Origin of the sequence: Pseudomonas furukawaii, from assembly GCF_002355475.1 — a bacterium.
Lineage (GTDB): Bacteria > Pseudomonadota > Gammaproteobacteria > Pseudomonadales > Pseudomonadaceae > Metapseudomonas > Metapseudomonas furukawaii.
The window spans coordinates 5,133,752-5,151,946 of sequence record NZ_AP014862.1; the positions used below are offsets into that span (position 1 = coordinate 5,133,752).

Sequence of the window (18,195 nt, forward strand, 5' to 3'; positions counted from 1 at the left end):
ATAAAAAGGGACCGCTGCGCACTTGGGGAAGGCTTGGATGCAGGGCCCCGTAGAATCGGAACCGGCCCCTCACGGGGGCCGGGAATGGGCGCAAGGTTACCGAGGCATGCCCGATAGCGGAAATACCCGCTCTCAATGCACGCCATAGGCGGCACCTATTGGCCAAAGACCGATCAAAATTGCTTCCGACCGTTTCCGGCCTGTTCACAATCGGGCCAAAGCCGTTAAGGTCGGCGCGTTTTCAACCCTGGGGGACCCTCATGCCTGCACCTGCTCTCACCGGGCCGCAATACCTCGGCGAAGGACTGAAACTGGTCCTGCGCCCCGGATTGCGCCTGTTCGTCCTGCTGCCACTGACCGTCAACCTGCTGCTGTTCGCCGCGCTGATCGGCTTCGCGATCCAGGAGTTCAGCGGCTGGGTGGACGCCCTGATGCCCACGCTGCCGGATTGGCTGGGCTTTCTCCAGTACCTGATCTGGCCGCTGTTCGTGTTGCTGGTGCTGGTGCTGGTGTTCTTCACCTTCACCCTGCTGGCCAACATCATCGCCGCCCCCTTCAACGGCTTCCTCGCCGAGAAGGTGGAAGTGGTGGTGCGTGGCACGGATGACTTCCCCGCCTTCAGCTGGGGCGAACTGCTGGCGATGATCCCGCGCACCATGGGCCGGGAAATGCGCAAGCTGGCGTACTTCCTGCCGCGCGCCGGCGCCCTGCTGATCCTCTCATTCGTACCCGGCGTGAACCTGCTGGCCACCCCGCTGTGGATCATCTTCGGCATCTGGATGATGGCGGTGCAGTACATCGACTACCCGGCGGACAACCACAAGCTGGGCTGGAACGAGATGCTCGCCTGGCTGCGACAGAAGCGCTGGCAGAGCCTGGGCTTTGGCGGCATCACCTATCTCGCGCTGATGATCCCCTTCGTCAACGTCGTGATGATGCCCGCCGCCGTGGCCGGCGCCACGCTGTTCTGGGTGCGCGAGGGTGGCGACAAGCAACTCGCCGATCCCCGCTGAGCCGCTTTCACAAGAGCGTCACCTGAGTGTCACACGGGCTACATGGCCCGTGTCGACACTGCGATCATGAGCATCGCGCCCCTGTACATCTCGCTGATCAGCGAAACCTTCCTGCCCGAGGTCAATGGCGTCGCCAACACCCTGGGCCGCCTCTGCGACGGCCTGCGTGCGGCCGGCCACCGCCTGCAGCTGGTGCGCCCGCGCCAGGCCTGTGACCAGGGCCGGCGCAGCGACGACGACCTGCTGCTGATTCGTGGCTGGCCCCTGCCGGGCTATCCGGGCCTGCAATGGGGCCAATCGAGCCTGCACAAGCTGCTGCGTCGCTGGCGCCAGCGAACGCCGGACGTCCTCTACATCGCCACCGAAGGGCCCCTGGGCCTCTCCGCCCTGCGCGCGGCGCGGCGCCTGGGCATTCCGGTGGTGAGCGGCTTCCACACCAACTTCCAGCAATACACCGGGCACTACGGCGCCGGCCTGCTGACCCGCGTGCTGACCCATTACCTGCGCTGGTTCCATAACACCTCGCGGCTGACCCTGGTGCCCAGCGCCAGCCAGTTGCAGGACCTCACCCGGCGTGGCTTCGAGCGCCTGCAACTGCTCTCCCGGGGTGTCGATGGCCAGTTGTTCAACCCGGCCCGTCGCTGCCCCGGACTGCGCGCGGAGTGGGGCCTGGGGGAGGACGACATCGCCGTGCTGCATGTCGGCCGCCTGGCCGTGGAGAAGAACCTCGGGCTGCTGGGCGAGGCGCTACAGCGCCTGCAGCAACGTTATCCACAGCGACGCCTGAGGCTGGTGGTGGTGGGCGACGGTCCGCAGCGCGGCGCCTTGCAGAAAGCCCATCCCGACGCGCTGTTCTGCGGCGTCCAGCGCGGCGAGGAGCTGGCACGCCACTACGCCTCGGGGGACCTGTTCCTCTTCCCGAGCCTGTCGGAAACCTTCGGCAACGTGGTGCTGGAGGCCCTGGCCTCGGGGCTGGCGGTGGTGGCCTTCGACCAGGCCGCGGCGGCCCAGCATATTCGCCACGGCCACAATGGCGCCCTCGCCCTGCCGGACGAGCCGGCCAGCTTCAGCGAGGCGGCCCTATGGCTGCTGGAAGACCCGGAGCGCCTGCGCCGGGTACGACTGAATGCCCGTACCCACGCGGGGCGCCAGGGTTGGGAGGCCATCATCCGGCAGTTCGAGCAGTACCTGCTGATGGCCCGCGGCCCGCTGACGGAAACGCCACTGGGGACCGGCCTCCCGCCGCCGACCTAGTCGGAGGGAAGGCCGGTGCGGCATCGGCCAGGTCAGGCCAGGGTGCCCAGCGCCGCGCGGCTGAAGGGCTTGATGTCGCCGATGCGGCCATCGCGCACCTTCAGGGCCCACTCGGGGTCCACCAGCAGGGCGCGGCCCACGGCCACCAGATCGAACTCGCCCTTGTCCAGGCGCTCCAGCAGGCCATCGATGCTGGCTGGCTGGGCCACTTCCTCGGTGTGGCCGAAGAACTGCAGGAACTCGCTGCCGTCGAGGCCGACGTTGCCCACGGTGATGGTGGGCTTGCCGGTGAGTTCACGAGTCCAGCCGGCCAGGTTGAGGTCGGAGCCCTCGAACTCGGGGATCCAGAAGCGGCGGGTGGAGCAGTGGAAGATATCCACACCGGCGTCGGACAACGGCTTGAGGAATTCGCCCAGGGCCTCGGGGGTGGTCACCAGGCGGGCGCTGTAGTCCTGCTGCTTCCACTGGGAGAAGCGGAAGATGATGGGGAAGTCCGGGCCCACCGCCGCGCGCACGGCCTGGACCAGTTCGATGGCGAAACGCGAGCGGTTGGCCAGGCTGCCGCCGTACTCGTCGGTGCGCTGGTTGGAGCCTTCCCAGAAGAACTGGTCGATCAGGTAGCCGTGGGCGCCGTGGATCTCCACGCCGTCCATGCCGATGGCCTGGGCGTCGCGGGCGGCCTGGGCGAAGGCGGCGATCACCTCCTGGATGTCCTCGCGGGTCATGCCATGGACCAGCACCTTGCCGTCCTTGACCTTCTCCGTGGGGCCATAGCCGGGCACGCTCGGGTCGGGCTCGGTGCCCAGGCGGCGCACCGCGCCGACATGCCAGAGCTGCGGAACGATCCTGCCGCCTTCGGCATGCACGGCATCCACCACCTGCTTCCAGCCGGCCAGGGCCTCGTCGCCGTAGAAGTGCGGCACATTGGGGTAACCATTGGCGGCCTTGTGACCCACGGTGGTGCCCTCGGTGACGATCAGGCCGACGCCGGCGGCGGCGCGGCGACGGTAGTACTCCACCACCTGGGCGTCGGGGATGCCGCCCGGGGAGAAGTTGCGGGTCATGGGGGCCATCACCACGCGGGTGGGCAGTTCCAGGTTGCCCAGGCGAAAGGGCTCGAAGAGGGCGTGTGCGGGAGCGGTCATGGGGTCTCCTGTGCCGGCCGGACGGCCGGTCGTATCGGTTTCAAGGCGTTGCATGATCAGGCCCGGAGCAGGCGTTCCAGGCGGTCGACGAAGGCCTGCATGGGGGCGGTTCCGCCCGCCACCTTCAGGCGTGTCAGCACACCCTGCCAGGCATTGGTGATGAAGGCGGCCAGGTTGGCGCAATCTTCCTCGGCGGGCAGTTCACCAGCGGCCACGGCTTCCTCCAGGCAGGCCTGGAGGATGTCCACGGAGCCCTGGAGAAGACCGTCCACCTGCTCGCCGATGGCGGGCGACAGCTCGGCCATCTCGAAGCTCAGGCTGCCGATGAAGCAGTGGTACTCGGGCTTCTCGCGACTGGAGAAGTGCGCCAGCAGGTCACGGTAGTAGCCGAGGATGCGCTGGCGAGGACTCAGGGCCGGGTTCCCCAGGGCCTGGGCGTAGCGCTCCAGGCGCGGCCGGTAGAGGTGCTCCAGGGCCTGCAGGGCGAAGTCTTCCTTGCTGGCGAAGTAGTGATAGAAGGAGCCCTTGGGAATGCCGGCGGCCTGGACGATTTCCTGCACCCCGGTGCCGTGATAGCCACGGCGCGTCATCACCTGGGAGCCCCTGGCGAGGATGAGGTCGCGCTTGTCGAGTCGGATGCTGTTCATGGCGGCGAGCATATGACCGGTCGTCTCGCCCTGCACAGCACTATCCACCGCGCTGATCGCGCGCCACAAGCCAGGAGGTGATCGGTACCCTGAACGCGGGAGCCGGCGTGCTGGCGAACGACCGGCCTCGGGCGTTTCGCGGACGGTCAGGGAGGCGGCAGATCGCTCAGGCCAGGGCCTTCTCGACAGCCTGGATCAGGCCGGGATCGTCCGGCGCGGTGCGCGGCGAGAAGCGCGCCAGCACGCGGCCGTCCTTGCCCACCAGGAACTTCTCGAAATTCCAGGTGATGTCGCCGGGAAATTCCGCGCCCTCGCCCGCCAGCAGGCGATAGAGCGGATGACGCGCCGAGCCGTTGACCTCGATCTTGCTGCCCAGGGGGAAGGTCACCCCGTAGTTGAGGCTGCAGAATTCGCGGATCTCGTCCTCGCTGCCCGGCTCCTGCCCGGCGAACTGGTTGCAGGGCAGGCCCAGCACGGTGAAGCCCTTGTCCCGATACTGCTGGTAGAGCTTCTCAAGCCCGGCGTACTGGGGAGTCAGGCCGCACTTGGACGCAACGTTCACCACCAGCACCACTTGGCCCTTGTAGGGCGCCAACGGCAGATCCTGGCCGTCGAGCGCGCGCAGATTGAGGTCGTGAAAGGCACTCATGACTGACTCCTCGAAGCATCTCAGGGGATTTCACAGCGGACAAAAAAGGCGCCCCGGGGCGCCTTTTCGGTTTTCTCAGCTTAGCAGCCGATTCGCGGTCTGCCGGGTCGGCAGTCGCGGACGACCGGTCAGTGATGGTGACCGCCTTCGCCGTGGATGTGACCGTGGGCGATCTCTTCGTCGCTGGCCTCGCGAACGGTGACGACCTTCACCTTGAAGTTCAGGCGCTGGCCGGCCAGGGGGTGGTTGCCGTCGACGGTCACGTCGTCGCCGTCGATGTCGCGGATGGTGACGATCTGCATGCCGCCGTCCGGGCCGGAGGCGTGGAACTGCATGCCCACTTCCAGCTGGTCCACGCCTTCGAACATGGCGCGGTTCAGGGTAGCCACCAGCTCGGCGCTGTACTCGCCATAGGCGTCTTCCGGCTCGATGGCGACGCTCAGTTCGTCACCGGCCTGCTTGCCTTCCAGTGCGCGCTCCAGACCGATGATGATGTTGCCGGCGCCGTGCAGATACACCAGCGGGGCGCCGCCGGCGGAGCTGTCGATCACCTCACCGGCGTCGTTGGTAAGGGTATAGTCGATGGACACGGCCTTGTTGGCGGCGATCAGCATGGTGCGAGACCTTCTGGGAATGAATGATGAACGCAAAAGTTTAACCGCGCGGCCGGTCGATTGCGACCCGAACGCGGACAGACGGCCCCGAATTGTCGGCTACAGACAGGACGAAGACGGTCACTGGGTCGCCGTGCTTTCCTGCGGTCATACCCAGCACCTGCGCCATCAGCCACCCTGGCAATCGCGCCCCTGGGTGCTCGATCCCGAGCGCCGCGCCGCCCTGCTCGAGACGCCCTTCCCCTGTGGCTGGTGCGCCCAGGGACTGCCCCCCGAAACCACTGAGGAACCCTGATGCCGGCACGCAACATCCTGGTCATCCACGCCCGCAGGCACGTCCTGCGCTTCGCCCTGGTGAACGAGGCCCACAGCCGGTTCATGCTCCATGGCCGCGCCGAGGGGCTGGGCACCCGCAACGCGGAACTGCACTGGCAGCGTGGCGGCGACAAGGACAGCCTGATGATCCCCAACGCCGACCACCGCGCCGCCCTCTCCCAACTGCTGCCCATCGTCCAGGGCGCCGCCGGCGGCAAGCTCCACGGCGTCGGCCACCATGTGCTGCACGGCGGCGAACTGTTCAGCGCCGCCTGCCGCATCGACGCCCAGGTGATTCGTCGCCTCCAGGCCCTGGCCCCGCTGGCGCCGCAGCAGATGCCCGCCAGCATCACCGGCATCGAGGCGGCCCTGCACCTGCTGCCCAACCTGCCCCACGTGGCGGTATTCGACACCGCGTTCCACCAGAGCATGCCGGAACACGTCTACCGCCTGGCGCTGCCGGATGCCGTCTACCGCGAGCACGGCCTGCGCCGCTACGCCTTCCACGGCAACAGCCACCGCTTCGTCAGCCACCGCGCCGCCGAACTGAGCGGACTCGCCAGCGGCGACAGCTGCTGGCTGTCGGCCCACCTGGGCGACCACGCGTCCGCCTGCGCCATCGTCAACGGCCAGAGCCTCGACGCCAGCATGAACCTGGTGATGGCCACCCGCAGCGGCGACATCGACCCGCACCTCTACACCCAGCTGCACCGCAGCCTCGGCTGGGACCTTGAGAAGATCGACCAGGTCCTGCGCCAGGAAAGCGGCCTGCTCGGACTTTCCGAACTGTCCGGAGACCTGCGCGCCCTGGAACAGGCCCGTGAACAGGGCCACGCCGGCGCCACCCTGGCCATCGAGGTGTACTGCTATCGCCTGGCCAAGACACTGGCCGCCGTGGGCTGCGCCCTGCCCCGGCTGGACGGGCTGATCTTCACCGGCGAGATCGGCGAGAATTCCCCCCTCGTGCGCAGCCGCACGGTCGATCACCTGCGGCTGCTCAACCTGGCCCTCGACACCCACGCCAACGCCCTCTGCGTGCGCGGCGTCGCCGGTCCCATCCACAAGCGCGGCCATCCGCGCGTGCTGGTGGTGCCGACCAACGAGGAACGCCAGATCGCCCTCGACACACTGGCCCTGCTTGCCTGAACCACCCTTGCCAAGGAGCCCCATGCACTCGTTCTTCATTGCCCCCACCGGATTCGGCGTCGGCCTCACCTCCACCAGCCTGGGCCTGGTACGCGCCCTGGAACTCGCGGGGCTGAAGGTCGGCTTCCTCAAGCCCGTGGCCCAGAACCACCCGGGCGACCTCGGCCCGGAACGCTCCACCGAACTGGTGGCCCGTACCCACGGCCTGCAACCGCCGCGTCCCCTGGCCCAGTCCCAGGTGGAGCGGATGCTTGCCGACGGCCAACTGGACGAACTGCTGGAGGAGATCACCGGACTCCATCGCCAGGCCGCCGAAGGCAAGGACGTGGTCATAGTCGAGGGCATGGTGCCCACGCGCCACGCCAGCTACGCCGCGCGGATCAACTTCCACCTGGCCCGCAGCCTCGACGCCGACGTGATCCTGGTGGCGGCCCCCGAGGACGAGAGCCTCGCCGAACTGTCCGACCGGCTGGAGATCCAGGCCCAGCAGTTCGGCGGCCCGCGCGACCCGAAGGTGCTCGGGGTGATCCTCAACAAGGTGCGCGACACCGACTTCGCACAGCGTCTCAAAGAACAATCGCCACTGCTGCGGGGCAACGATTTCCGCGTACTGGGCAGCGTGCCCTGGCTGGACGAGCTGAACGCCCCGCGCACCCGCGACGTGGCCGACCTGCTGGACGCCCAGGTCATCAACGCCGGCGACTACGACCAACGCCGCGTGCAGAAGATCGTGGTGTGCGCGCGCACCGTGCCCAACACCGTGCAGCAGCTCAAGCCCGGCGTGCTGGTGGTGACCCCCGGCGACCGCGACGACATCATCCTCGCCGCCAGCCTGGCCTCCATGAATGGCGTGCCCCTGGCGGGCCTGCTGCTGTCCAGCGACATCCAGCCCGACCCGCGCACCCTGGAGCTCTGCCGGGGAGCCCTGCAGGGCGGCCTGCCGGTGCTCGGCGTCGCCACCGGCACCTATGACACCGCCACCAACCTGAACCGGATGAACAAGGAAATCCCGGTGGACGACCGCGAGCGCGCGGAAAAGGTCACCGAGTTCGTCGCCCGCAACCTCGACCTGGACTGGCTGCGCGCCCGCTGCGGCGCCCCCCGCGACCAGCGCCTGTCGCCGCCGGCCTTCCGCCACCGGCTGATCCGCCAGGCGCAGCTCGCCGGCAAGCGCATCGTCCTTCCCGAGGGCAGCGAGCCCCGCACCGTGCAGGCGGCCGCCGCATGCCAGGCCCGCGGCATCGCCCAGTGCGTGCTGCTGGCCAAGCCCGAGGACGTGCGTGCCGTGGCCCGCGCTCAGGGCATCGAGCTGCCGGAGGGGCTGGAAATCCTCGACCCGGACCTGATCCGCGAACGCTACGTGCAACCCATGGTGGAACTGCGCCAGAACAAGAGCCTGAACGCGCCCATGGCGGCGGCCCAACTGGAGGACACCGTGCTGCTGGGCACCATGATGCTCGCCCTGGACGAGGTGGACGGACTGGTTTCAGGCGCCCTGCGACCGGCCGTCACCACCATTCGCCCGGCCCTGCAACTGATCAAGCCGGCTCCCGGCTACCGCATCGCGTCTTCGGTGTACCTGATGCTCAAGCCGGAGCAGGTGGTGATCTACGGCGACTGCGCGGTGAACCCGGAGCCGGACGCCCAGGGCCTGGCGGAGATCGCCCTGCAGAGCGCCGACTCCGCCGCCGCCCTCGGGATCGAGCCCCGCGTGGCGCTGATCGGCGACCCGGCCGATGCCACCCAGCGCGCCCGCGTCCGCGAAGCCCTCGACCTGGTGCGAAGCGCCCGCCCCGGTCTCGCGGTGGAAGGTCCCCTGCCCTACGCCAGCGCCTGCGAGGGTGAAACCACGGTGTTCGTCTTCCCCGACCTCGCCAGCGGCGACGCCGCCTGGAAGGACGCACAGCAGGCCAACCCGGCGGTCAACGGCGGCCTGATGCTCCAGGGCCTGCGCAAACCGGTGAACGACCTGCCGCGCAACGTGCAGGTGGACGACATCATCCACACCATCGCCCTGACGGCGATCCAGGCCACGGCCGGCGGGGAGGCCCGGAACGGCTGAGCCCCGCCTTAGGACCGAGCTCGCTCGCGAACCCATCCCCACCATTCGCCGGCAAGCCGGCTCCTACACGACCAGGTTCCGCTGTAGGAGCGAGCTTGCTCGCGAACCGAGTCGCACCATTCGCCGGCAAGCCGGCTCCTACTAGGAGCGAGCGTGCTCGCAAAGGTCGCCCCGGTGTTCCCGGCTCCCTCGACCCGCCGGTCACCCTTTGCGCTTGCAGTTGAGTGAACAACCGTTACCCTTTGCCGCCAGAACAGGCTCGCGGCCAGGGATCGCGGCGGGCCAGTCCATAACGAGGTGGCCTCGACCACCCCACGGTGAGGCTCCATCCCTTTCATGCTCAGTTTCCTCCCCCACTCCCTGCGCGGCGCACTGGCGGCGCTGTTGCTGGCCCTCAACACCCTGTTCTGGTGCTGGCCGCTGTTCGCCGTCACCCTGCTCAAGCTGCTGCTGCCGTTCCGCTTCGCCAAGGGATTTCTCGGCTGGGCGCCGGCGGCCATCGCCGAGGCCTGGATCAGTTGCAACAAGCTGTGGATGCGCCTGGTGCGGAATACCCGCTGGGACGTGAAGGGGCTCGACGGCCTGGACTACCAGCACAGCTACCTGGTGACCAGCAACCACCAGAGCTGGGTGGACATCCTGGTCCTGCAGTACCTGCTCAACCGCCGCACCCGGCTGCTGCGCTTCTTCCTCAAGCAGGAGCTGATCTGGGTACCGGTGATCGGGCTGTGCTGGTGGGCCCTGGATTTCCCCTTCATGAAGCGCTACTCCAAGGCCTACCTGGCCAGGCACCCGGAGAAGCAGGGCAAGGACCTGGAAACCACCCGCCGGACCTGCGCCAGGTTCCGTGACAATCCGGTGGGCATCTTCAACTTCCTCGAAGGCACCCGCTTCACGCCCGACAAGCACCGGCAGCAGGGATCGCCCTTCCGCTACCTGCTGAAACCCAAGGCCGGTGGCGTGGCCTTCGTGCTGGACGCCATGGGCGAGCAGCTCGACGCCCTGGTGAACGTCACCCTGCACTACCCCGACGGCAACCCGAGCTTCTGGACCCTGCTGAGCGGCCGCCTGCGGTCAGTGGTGGTGCGGATCGAACCGCTGGACATCCCCCCGGAGTTCATCGGCAAGAGCTACGACCAGGACGCGGAGTACCGCCTGGCCTTCCAGCAGTGGGTCAACCAGCTCTGGGAAGCCAAGGACGCCCAACTGGCGGACCTGCACCGGCAGTTCCCCCCGGCCTGATACGCAAAAGCCCCGTCGTTCGACGGGGCTTTTGCTTGAGCGCCGGGCTCAGGACGTCTGGATCACCTCGTCCACCTGCAGCAGCGGTGCCAGGTTGGTGTAGTTTGAAATGTCGGCGCTGATCTCGTCCCCGTTCAGCTCAAGGGTCTCGCGCAGCTCCTCCACCGAGAGCACCCAGATGTTGGCCATGCAGATGAACGGCGCCACGGCACCGTCGACGGCGGCAAGCCCCTTGCGTATCTCGACCTTCACCAGGTTTTCGCCGATGAGGCGGGCCAGCAGTGGAATGTGCTCCTCGCAGTAATAGGTGAAGTCGAACTTGGCGCCCGGAGCGTTCGGATACGCCACAACGAAGCAGTACATGGAGCCTCCTTTTCACGACAGGCCGCAGGCGTGATCCCCGCAACCCCTTCTGGCCAGTGTAGGCCCGCTTTGCGCCCATGCATGCTGGCCCTCTGCCGCTTTCCGCCGTCAGGTGCTGGTGAGCACCGCCGGGGCTCGCAGCGCTCCCCAGTCCACCACGCCGGGGAAGGCCTCGGCCTTGGCCACAGGCAGTCCCGGCGCCACCAGGAACCCCTGCATGAAGGTGCAACCGTGCGCCAGCAGCCAGTCCCGCTGGGCGAGGGTCTCCACACCCTCGGCGATGACCTCCAGGCCCAGGTGCCGCCCCAGGTCGATGATGGTGCTGACCACCGCGGCGTCCCGTGGCGAGTCGAGCATGTTGGCGACGAACAGGCGGTCGATCTTCAGGGTGTCCAGCTCGAAGTGACGCAGGTAGGCCAGGGACGAATAACCCGTGCCGAAGTCGTCGATGGCGATGCGCACGCCGAGTTCGCGCAGTTGGCGAAGCTGCTCGCGGGTCAGCTCCAGGTCCTGCATCAGGGCGCTTTCGGTGACTTCCACCTCCAGTTGCTGGGGCGGCAGGGCGAATGCCTCCAGCACCCGGCGCAGGTCATCCACCAGCTGCGGCATGCCGAATTGCACCGGGCTGACATTGAGGCTGATCACCAGGTCATCGCCGAAGCGTGGCCGCCAGGCGCTGCACTGGCTGGCGCCCTCGCGCAGGACCCAGTCCCCCAGGCGGTTGATCAGGCGGGTTTCCTCCAGAAGCGGGATGAAGACATTGGGGGCGACGGTGCCCGCCACCCGGTGCTCCCAGCGCAGCAAGGCCTCGAAGCCCCGCAGGCGCCCCGTTTCCAGGTGGATCTGGGGCTGGTAGACCAGGTGGAAGTCCTTGTTCTCGATGGCGTTGCGCAGGCTCTCTTCGAGCATCAGGCGCGAGCGGGCGCGGCCATTCATTTCCGGCGAGTAGAAGCGGTACTGCTGGCGGCCGGCGCGCTTGGCCTCGTACATGGCGATGTCCGCCGCCCGCAGCAGGCCGTCCACCGACTGGCCGCATTCGGGGAAGCAGGCGATGCCGACGCTGGCCCCGAGGGTGACGTCGATCCCCTCGATGCGATGACGGACCGACACCAGCTCGATGAGCTTTTCCGCCACCCGCGCGGCATCCTCCGGGTGCTCCAGTTCGTCCAGCAGCGCGGTGAACTCGTCGCCGCCCATGCGGGCCAGGATGTCGTAGGGGCGCAGGCAGTGCTTCAACTGCTCGGCCACCCGCCGCAGCACCCGGTCGCCGGCCTCGTGCCCCAGGGAATCGTTGATCAGCTTGAACCCGTCCAGGTCCAGGTAGAGCACCGCCATGCGCCGGCCATTGCGCTCGATGCGTGCCAGGGACGCCTCGAGCGACTGGTGGAACCCCCGCCGGTTGAGCAGGCCGGTCAGGGCGTCGGTGATGGCCTGGGATTCCAGCTGGGCGTGGAGCTGGCGAACCACCGACATGTCCAGGGCGATGACCACCATGGAGCGCTGCAGGCGCGGCAGGGGCGAGGATGACAGGGCCACCGGCAGGCGCTCGCCACTGAAGGTGTTCAGGCTGGCGTCGTGCAAGCGGTAGGTCTGTCCCTGTCGCCAATGCCGGAAGAACGTCGAATCTCGCCACTCGCGCCCCACCTCGGGGTGGCCGATCAGGTCCAGCAGCGGCGAGCCCTCCAGGTCGGCCACCGAGCCCTGGAGCATCTGCGCCATGGCCGGGTTGGCGAAGCTGATGAGGCCGTCCTCGCCGACCACCAGGATGCCCTCGGCGGCGTTCTCCAGCACCGAGGCATTGAAGGCCCGCGCGCTGTCCAGTTGCTGGCTCAGTTGCAGGAGGTCACGGCGGTTGCGCTCGTGGGCCAGCAGAGACTGGATCTTGTGCCGCAGCACCTGGGGGTCGAAGGGCTTGAGGATGAAGTCCACCGCGCCGGAGGAATAACCGCGCAACACCGCGTCCTGGGTGTGGGCGATGGCGGAAATGAAGATGATCGGCGTGTAGCGGGTCAGCGGGCTCGAGCGCATCAGCCTGGCCACTTCGAAGCCGTCCATGCGCGGCATCTGCACGTCCAGCAGCACCAGCCCCACTTCCTCCTCCAGCAGGCACTGCAGCGCGGCCTCACCCGAGTCCACGGTACGCACCTGCCATTCGCCGTCGTCCAGCAGCGCCTCCATGGCGACGAGGTTTTCCTGGCGATCGTCCACCACCAGCAGGATGCTGGAGGCGGATTGTTGCTTAGGCTGCGGGCGCGCCATGGCGACCTCCATTTCGTTCCAGCCAGCGATAGAGCATGTCCAGCAACTCCTGGCGACTCACCGGCTTGGCCAGGTAATCGTCGGCGCCGGCGGTGATGCATTTCTCCCGGTCGCCCTTCATGGCATGGGCGGTCAGGGCGATGATGGGAATGACGCAACCGTGCTCCAGCTTGAGCAGGCGGGTGGCGGTGTAGCCGTCCATGCGCGGCATGGCCATGTCCATCAGGATCAGGTCGAAGGGTTCCCGCAGGAAGCACTCGATGGCTTCCTCGCCATCCTTGGCCGGGGTCACCTTGAGCCCGATCTCGTCCAGCAGGGCGCTCAGGGCATAGATGTTGCGCACGTCATCGTCCACCAGCAGCACACGGCATCCCTCCAGCGGGTCCTGGGGCGTGCCGGGGTGCGGCTGGCGCAGGCCGGCGAGGAAGCCCTGCACCGCCGAGCTGAGGTTGTCCAGGTCCTCGCCGGCCTTGCGCACCACCACCGCCGAGTAGCGGCGCAGCCGCTGCAGGGTCTGCTGGTTGACGTCGACGCCGGTGTTGATGACCACCCGCGAACCTTCCAGGGAACGCTGGCGGTCCAGGCTATCGAGCAGTTCGAAACCGTCCTGGTCCGGCAGGTCGAGGTCGATCACCAGGGCGGAGAAGTCCTGCTCGGCGTAGGCCTGCCGAGCGCCTTCGCCGTTGCCGCTGGCCACCACCTCGAAGCCCAGTTGCTCCAGGTGCTCGCGGTAGTGCTCGCGTTCCACCTCCACGTCCTCCACCAGCAGCAACCGGCTCGCCTGGGGCTGGACGCCGCCCTCCAGGTCCTGGAACACCTGCTCCAGGTCCTCCCGGGCGATGGGTTTGACCAGATAGCGGGTGGCGTCCTCGCTCCAGTCCTGGGGCTGGGGCACACAGGACAGGATGTTCACCGGCGTGGTGCGGTGGTTGGCATGGCTGCGCAGGCGCCGGTAGATCTGCCAGCCGCTGATGTCGGGCAGGAGGATGTCGAGGATGACCGCCGCGAAGCGCTCGTGCTGCAGCAGGGCGATGGCCTGCTTGCCGCTGCGGCAGTGGACGCTGGTGAAGCCGTGGGCCTGAGCCGCCTCGGCGATCACCGAGGCGAAGTCGACATCGTCCTCGACGATCAGCACTTCCGGCCCCTGGCCCCCGCGCAACGGCTGCGATGGCTCGTCTTCCTCCCGGGGCTGGTTCGGGGCGACGGCCACGGGCAACCGCACGATGAAGCTGGAGCCCCGCCCCGGCAGGCTTTCAAGGCTGATTTCGCCGTCCAGGGCCTGGACCAGCTGGCGGGTGATGGCCAGGCCCAGGCCGGTGCCGCCGAAGCGCCGGCTGGTGGAGCCGTCGATCTGCTGGAAGGCCTGGAAGATGCGCTCGTGCTGTTCCTCGGGAATGCCGATGCCGGTATCGCGCACCGTGAAGCGCAGCACTTCGCGCTCGTCGATGGCCGCCGCCGGGTCCAGTTCCACGGACAGCTCCACCTCGCCCTGCTCGGTGAACTTGAGGGCGTTGGACAGCAGGTTGCGCAGGATCTGGTGGAGCCGTACCCGGTCGCTGTGGACCACCCTCGGCACGCCCGCCAGGACATGGGTGGACAGCCGCAACCCCTTGATCTCGGCCATGGGCCGCAGGCTGCCGTCCAGTTCCGCCAGCATGTCCTGCACGTTCAGCGGCTCCAGCTTGAGCTGCATGCGTCCGGCTTCCACCTTGGCCAGGTCCAGCACATCGTTGATCAGTTGCAGCAGGTCGCTGCCGGCGCGGTGGATGATGTCGGCGTGGCGGGTCTGCTTCTCGGTGAGGTTGCCGACCATGTTCTGCCGCAGCTGGTCGCTGAGGATCAGGATGCTGTTCAGCGGCGTGCGCAGTTCGTGGGACATGTTGGCGAGGAATTCAGACTTGTAGCGGTTGGCCAGCATCAACTGCTCGGCCTGGTCCCGCAGGCGCTGTTCGGACGCCCGCCGCTCGCTGATGTCGATGATCACCGCCTGCACCAGCAATTCGCGGCCGGTACGGATAGGCGACAGGCCGACCTCCAGGGGAATCATCCGGCCGTCGCGGTGCTGGCCGAAGAGTTCGCGGTTGCTGCCCATTCGCCGTTGCTCGGGCTTGCGCTGGAAGCCCTCGCGCATCGCCACGTGGGCCTCGCGCAGGGCGTCGGGCAGCATCATTTCCACAGGCGCCCCCACCAGTTCCTGGCGGGAGTAGCCGAACAACTGCTCGGTCTGACGGTTGACCATGGCGATGTGGCCGGCGGTGTCCACCAGCACGATGGCGTTGGGCGACGCCTCCACCACCAGGCGGAAACGCTCCTCCGCGCTACGCCGTGCCTGCATGTCCACCAGGTTGATCAGGTAACGTCGCTCGCCGTCGTGGCTGAAGGTACTGAGGCCGTAGGCGACGGCGACGCGCTCGCCCTCCTCCAGCAGCGCCTCCCCTTCGGACAACTCGGCCGGACGCTGCTCCGCCACCCGCGCGCCCAGGTCCGCCAGGCCGGGCAGGAAGCGCCGCAGCCGCTGCCCCTGGAGCGCCTCCGCCGAACACCCGAGCAACTCCCCAGCGCGGGCGTTGGCCATCTCGATCCGCCCTTCGTCGTCACAGGTCAGCGCCGCCAGCGGCTGGTGCTGCAGCAACAGGCGGAAGCGCTCCTCGCGCTCGCCCAGCTCACGGGTGGCGGCCAGGCTGATCTGCAGGCGCCGCTCGCGCTGGTAGAGATAGCCCCCCGCCAGCAGCGAGAGCAGCAGCGCCGCCGCGAGGCCGGTCCAGAGGCTGAAGTCGCCCCGGTCATTGCCCAGCATGCTCTCGTAGTCGGGCGTGCTGCTGATGCCCAGCACCCAGCTACGGCCGAACAGCGTCAGCTCCCGGGTCTGCTGGAAGCGGGGCGTCGTCCCGTCGGGGGTTTCACGCAGCAGGAGCATGCCGGGACTGCCCGAGTCCTGGATGTCGATCCGGAACAGGGCGCTCTGGGGGCCGAGGATGCCGGCCATCAGGTCCTCGGCGCGAAAGGCGCCGTAGACCATGCCGAGCAGGGCCGCGCGGCGCTCCTCGGCGGTGGTGATGGGGGCGTCGGTGCGATAGACCGGCATGTACAGGAGCAAGCCGGCCTGCACGTCCTGGTCGGTTTCCTGCTTGAGCTTCACCGGGCCGCTGAGGCTCGCCTCGCCGCTGTCACGGGCCCGCTCGATCGCCTCCCGGCGGGCCGGCTCGCTGAGCATGTCGAAGCCCAGGGAGCGGCGATTGCGCCAGTCCAGCGGGCTGCTGAACTGGATCACCAGGTAGTCGTCCCGGGGGCCCGGCGGGAAGACCCTGAACTCGCGACGCCCCTGGTCCCAGATTTCGCCGACGAAGCGGTCCAGCTCGTCCTGCCGCACCAGGCGCGCCCAGGCCAGGGCCTGGATGCCGGGGTAGCGATCCTGCAGGTGCAACTGGTCGGTGGCCCGGGACCACTCCTCGAAGGACACGTCGTCGCTGCCCACCATCAGCCCGGACATGCCCCGCAGGACCATTTCATAGGCACGCATGCGCACGGCGACGCGCTGGGCGATCTCGGCGGCCTCCAGGCTGAAGCGCTGCTCGTGGGCGGCCTGGTTGCGGGCCTCCAGCGCGTACCACTGCCAGAGCACCAGGCCGCCGAACACCAGCGTCAGGGCCAGGGTCGCCAGCAGGGGCAGCAGGTATTGTCGGGAAAGGGGGGATTGGCGTACGTCCATGCGGTCTCCTGTCCACTCCATGGCCGCGGCGGCGATTCCCGGGGAACGCCGGTCCGCGGTGCAAAAGGCTCAGCGGAGCCCTGCAACGCAGTCTAGACAGGAATGGTGAAACTGGCGTTGCGCCAGCAATCGATCGACCAGCGGTGGATGCGACGAGGCCCGCAAAAGCGGGCCTCGTCGGACGAAAGGGCGGTATCAGTACTGCTGCGGAGCCTGGGCGCCGGGGATGGGGGTCAGCTTGATTTCCACCCGGCGGTTCTGGGAACGGCCCGCCTCGTTGGCGTTGGTGGCGATCGGCTGGTCCGGGCCCATGCCACGGGAGGTCACGCGAGCGCCATTGACGCCCTGGGCCATCAGGTAGTTGGCCACGCTCTGCGCCCGGAGTTGCGACAGGTTCATGTTGTACTGGTGGCTGCCGGTGCTGTCGGTGTGGCCGACGATCTCGATGTTGTTCTGGTCGTACTGCTTGAACGAAGTCGCCAGGTTGTTCAGCGGGGTGTAGAAGTTGCTGGCGATATCGGCGGAGTTGGTGGCGAAGGTGATGTTGCCGGGCATGATCAGGTTGATGTTGTCGCCCTGGCGCTGCACCTGCACGCCGGTGCCTTCCATGCTGCGACGCAGCTCCGCTTCCTGCTTGTCGACGTAGTAGCCGTAGCCCGCGCTGGCGGCGCCCGCCACGGCGGCACCGATCAGCGCACCCTTGCCACGGTCGTCGTGGTTGATCGCGGCACCGGCCACGGCGCCGGCCAGGGCGCCCAGGGCACCGTACTTGGCGGTCTTGCTCATGCCGTCCTGGCTCGGGGCCTGGCCCTGGTTCTCATAGGGATTCTGGGAGGCACAGCCCGACAGCAGGGCGAAAGCGGTGGCGGCGATGATCAGGCGACGCGGGGTGAACATGGACTTTTACTCCTGGTGAATACGATCAGCCGAGATGGCTGCGCGCCATTAGAGCACGCAGCCCGGCAGAAATTCCCTGGCCTCAGGCACGGACGAAGGGATTTTCCCGCATCTCATCGCCCAGGCGGGTATCCGGACCGTGGCCGGTGATCACCGTGGCCTCCTCGTCCAGGCTGTAGAGGCGTCGCTTGATGGAGCGCTCGATGGTGGCGTAGTCGCCGCCCCAGAGGTCGGTGCGGCCGATGCCCCGACGGAACAGGGTGTCGCCGGCGATCAGCAGCTTGGCCTCGGGGAACCAGAAACTCATGGAGCCCGGCGTATGGCCAGGCGTGTGCAGGGCCACGCCGCAACCGCAGGCCAGCGCCTCGTCGTCGGCCAGCCACTGGTCCGGCGCCGGCACCGGCTTGTAGGGCACGCCGAACATGCGGCACTGCATCTCCAGGTTGTCCCAGAGGAACTGGTCCTCCTTGTGCAGGTGCAGGGTGGCGCCGGTGGCCTTCTTCAGCTCACCGGAGGCGAGGAAATGATCCAGGTGGGCGTGGGTGTGGATGATGCTCACCAGCTTCAGCCCGTGGGCCTCCAGACGCGCAAGGATCTGCTCATGGTTGCCGCCCGGGTCGACGACTATCGCCTTCTTGCTGACCGGGTCGCCGATCAGGGTGCAGTTGCACTGCAAAGGCCCGACGGGGAAGGTTTCGCGGATCAGGGCGGTTGGCTGGGTCATCGGGGCATCTCCGGGGCGGCGCTCTGCGGCGCCTGGCGAATGGGTGTCACGGTCCGGCACGATAATCGCTCGGCAGCCTGCCCGTCCATGTGCGGACGGCCCGGCGGAAGCGCGAGGGAACGCTGCAGCCCCGTTGGCCCGACCTCCGGTGGCCGC

The 18,195-nt window shown here is 68.0% G+C and carries 15 protein-coding genes; 6 read left to right on the top strand and 9 right to left on the bottom strand.

Annotation, left to right across the window (positions count from 1 at the left end; genetic code table 11):
- Positions 1 to 260: 260 nt before the first annotated feature.
- Together cysZ and KF707C_RS23795 are read left to right on the top strand one after the other, a co-directional pair.
- Positions 261 to 1,013 (top strand): sulfate transporter CysZ, encoded by a 753-nt coding sequence (cysZ, locus tag KF707C_RS23790; protein WP_003456563.1) that lies wholly within the window; start codon positions 261 to 263, stop codon positions 1,011 to 1,013.
- Positions 1,014 to 1,055: 42 nt separating this feature from the next.
- Positions 1,056 to 2,267 carry a glycosyltransferase family 4 protein gene (locus KF707C_RS23795; RefSeq protein ID WP_003456564.1) on the top strand — a complete coding sequence of 404 codons (1,212 nt, stop codon included), beginning with the start codon at positions 1,056 to 1,058 and terminating at the stop codon, positions 2,265 to 2,267.
- Positions 2,268 to 2,299: 32 nt separating this feature from the next.
- On the opposite strand, the gene KF707C_RS23800 is transcribed toward KF707C_RS23795, so the two are convergent.
- The 4 genes from KF707C_RS23800 to KF707C_RS23815 all read right to left on the bottom strand — a co-directional run bounded on the left by KF707C_RS23800 (position 2,300) and on the right by KF707C_RS23815 (position 5,322).
- Positions 2,300 to 3,412, bottom strand: coding sequence for an NADH:flavin oxidoreductase (locus KF707C_RS23800; protein ID WP_003456565.1), 1,113 nt, complete (start codon positions 3,410 to 3,412; stop codon positions 2,300 to 2,302).
- A gap of 56 nt (positions 3,413 to 3,468) precedes the next feature.
- A complete protein-coding gene (locus tag KF707C_RS23805) occupies positions 3,469 to 4,059 on the bottom strand; it encodes a TetR/AcrR family transcriptional regulator (protein ID WP_231992290.1) in 591 nt (196 codons plus the stop codon).
- A gap of 166 nt (positions 4,060 to 4,225) precedes the next feature.
- A complete protein-coding gene (locus tag KF707C_RS23810) occupies positions 4,226 to 4,708 on the bottom strand; it encodes a glutathione peroxidase (RefSeq protein WP_003456567.1) in 483 nt (160 codons plus the stop codon).
- Between the two features lie 128 nt (positions 4,709 to 4,836).
- A complete protein-coding gene (locus KF707C_RS23815) occupies positions 4,837 to 5,322 on the bottom strand; it encodes an FKBP-type peptidyl-prolyl cis-trans isomerase (RefSeq protein WP_003456568.1) in 486 nt (161 codons plus the stop codon).
- Between KF707C_RS23815 and KF707C_RS23820 the strand changes: the two genes are divergently transcribed.
- The 4 genes from KF707C_RS23820 (at position 5,291) to KF707C_RS23835 (ending at position 10,087) form a co-directional block, all read left to right on the top strand.
- On the top strand, positions 5,291 to 5,617 hold the full coding sequence (locus KF707C_RS23820; RefSeq protein WP_081608147.1) for a DUF3565 domain-containing protein: 327 nt from the start codon (positions 5,291 to 5,293) through the stop codon (positions 5,615 to 5,617). The genes KF707C_RS23815 and KF707C_RS23820 overlap by 32 nt on opposite strands.
- Positions 5,617 to 6,783 (top strand): acetate/propionate family kinase, encoded by a 1,167-nt coding sequence (locus KF707C_RS23825; RefSeq protein ID WP_003456571.1) that lies wholly within the window; start codon positions 5,617 to 5,619, stop codon positions 6,781 to 6,783. Before KF707C_RS23820 ends, KF707C_RS23825 begins: the two co-directional genes overlap by 1 nt.
- A gap of 22 nt (positions 6,784 to 6,805) precedes the next feature.
- Entirely contained in the window at positions 6,806 to 8,845 is a 2,040-nt protein-coding gene (gene pta / locus KF707C_RS23830) for a phosphate acetyltransferase (RefSeq protein ID WP_003456573.1), read from the top strand.
- Between the two features lie 336 nt (positions 8,846 to 9,181).
- Positions 9,182 to 10,087 carry an acyltransferase gene (locus KF707C_RS23835; RefSeq protein WP_003456575.1) on the top strand — a complete coding sequence of 302 codons (906 nt, stop codon included), beginning with the start codon at positions 9,182 to 9,184 and terminating at the stop codon, positions 10,085 to 10,087.
- Between the two features lie 48 nt (positions 10,088 to 10,135).
- On the opposite strand, the gene KF707C_RS23840 is transcribed toward KF707C_RS23835, so the two are convergent.
- The 5 genes from KF707C_RS23840 to KF707C_RS23860 all read right to left on the bottom strand — a co-directional run bounded on the left by KF707C_RS23840 (position 10,136) and on the right by KF707C_RS23860 (position 18,039).
- Positions 10,136 to 10,450, bottom strand: coding sequence for an EthD family reductase (locus KF707C_RS23840; protein WP_003456577.1), 315 nt, complete (start codon positions 10,448 to 10,450; stop codon positions 10,136 to 10,138).
- A gap of 108 nt (positions 10,451 to 10,558) precedes the next feature.
- Positions 10,559 to 12,709: a putative bifunctional diguanylate cyclase/phosphodiesterase gene (locus KF707C_RS23845; RefSeq protein WP_003456579.1), complete on the bottom strand. Its 2,151-nt coding sequence runs from the start codon at positions 12,707 to 12,709 to the stop codon at positions 10,559 to 10,561.
- Positions 12,690 to 16,418 carry a CHASE domain-containing protein gene (locus tag KF707C_RS23850; protein WP_003456580.1) on the bottom strand — a complete coding sequence of 1,243 codons (3,729 nt, stop codon included), beginning with the start codon at positions 16,416 to 16,418 and terminating at the stop codon, positions 12,690 to 12,692. Before KF707C_RS23850 ends, KF707C_RS23845 begins: the two co-directional genes overlap by 20 nt.
- 195 nt (positions 16,419 to 16,613) lie before the next feature.
- A complete protein-coding gene (locus tag KF707C_RS23855) occupies positions 16,614 to 17,315 on the bottom strand; it encodes an OmpA family protein (RefSeq protein ID WP_003456595.1) in 702 nt (233 codons plus the stop codon).
- Between the two features lie 82 nt (positions 17,316 to 17,397).
- The gene (locus tag KF707C_RS23860; RefSeq protein WP_003456597.1) at positions 17,398 to 18,039 is read right to left on the bottom strand and encodes an MBL fold metallo-hydrolase; all 642 of its coding nucleotides are present in this window, start codon (positions 18,037 to 18,039) and stop codon (positions 17,398 to 17,400) included.
- Positions 18,040 to 18,195: the final 156 nt, after the last annotated feature.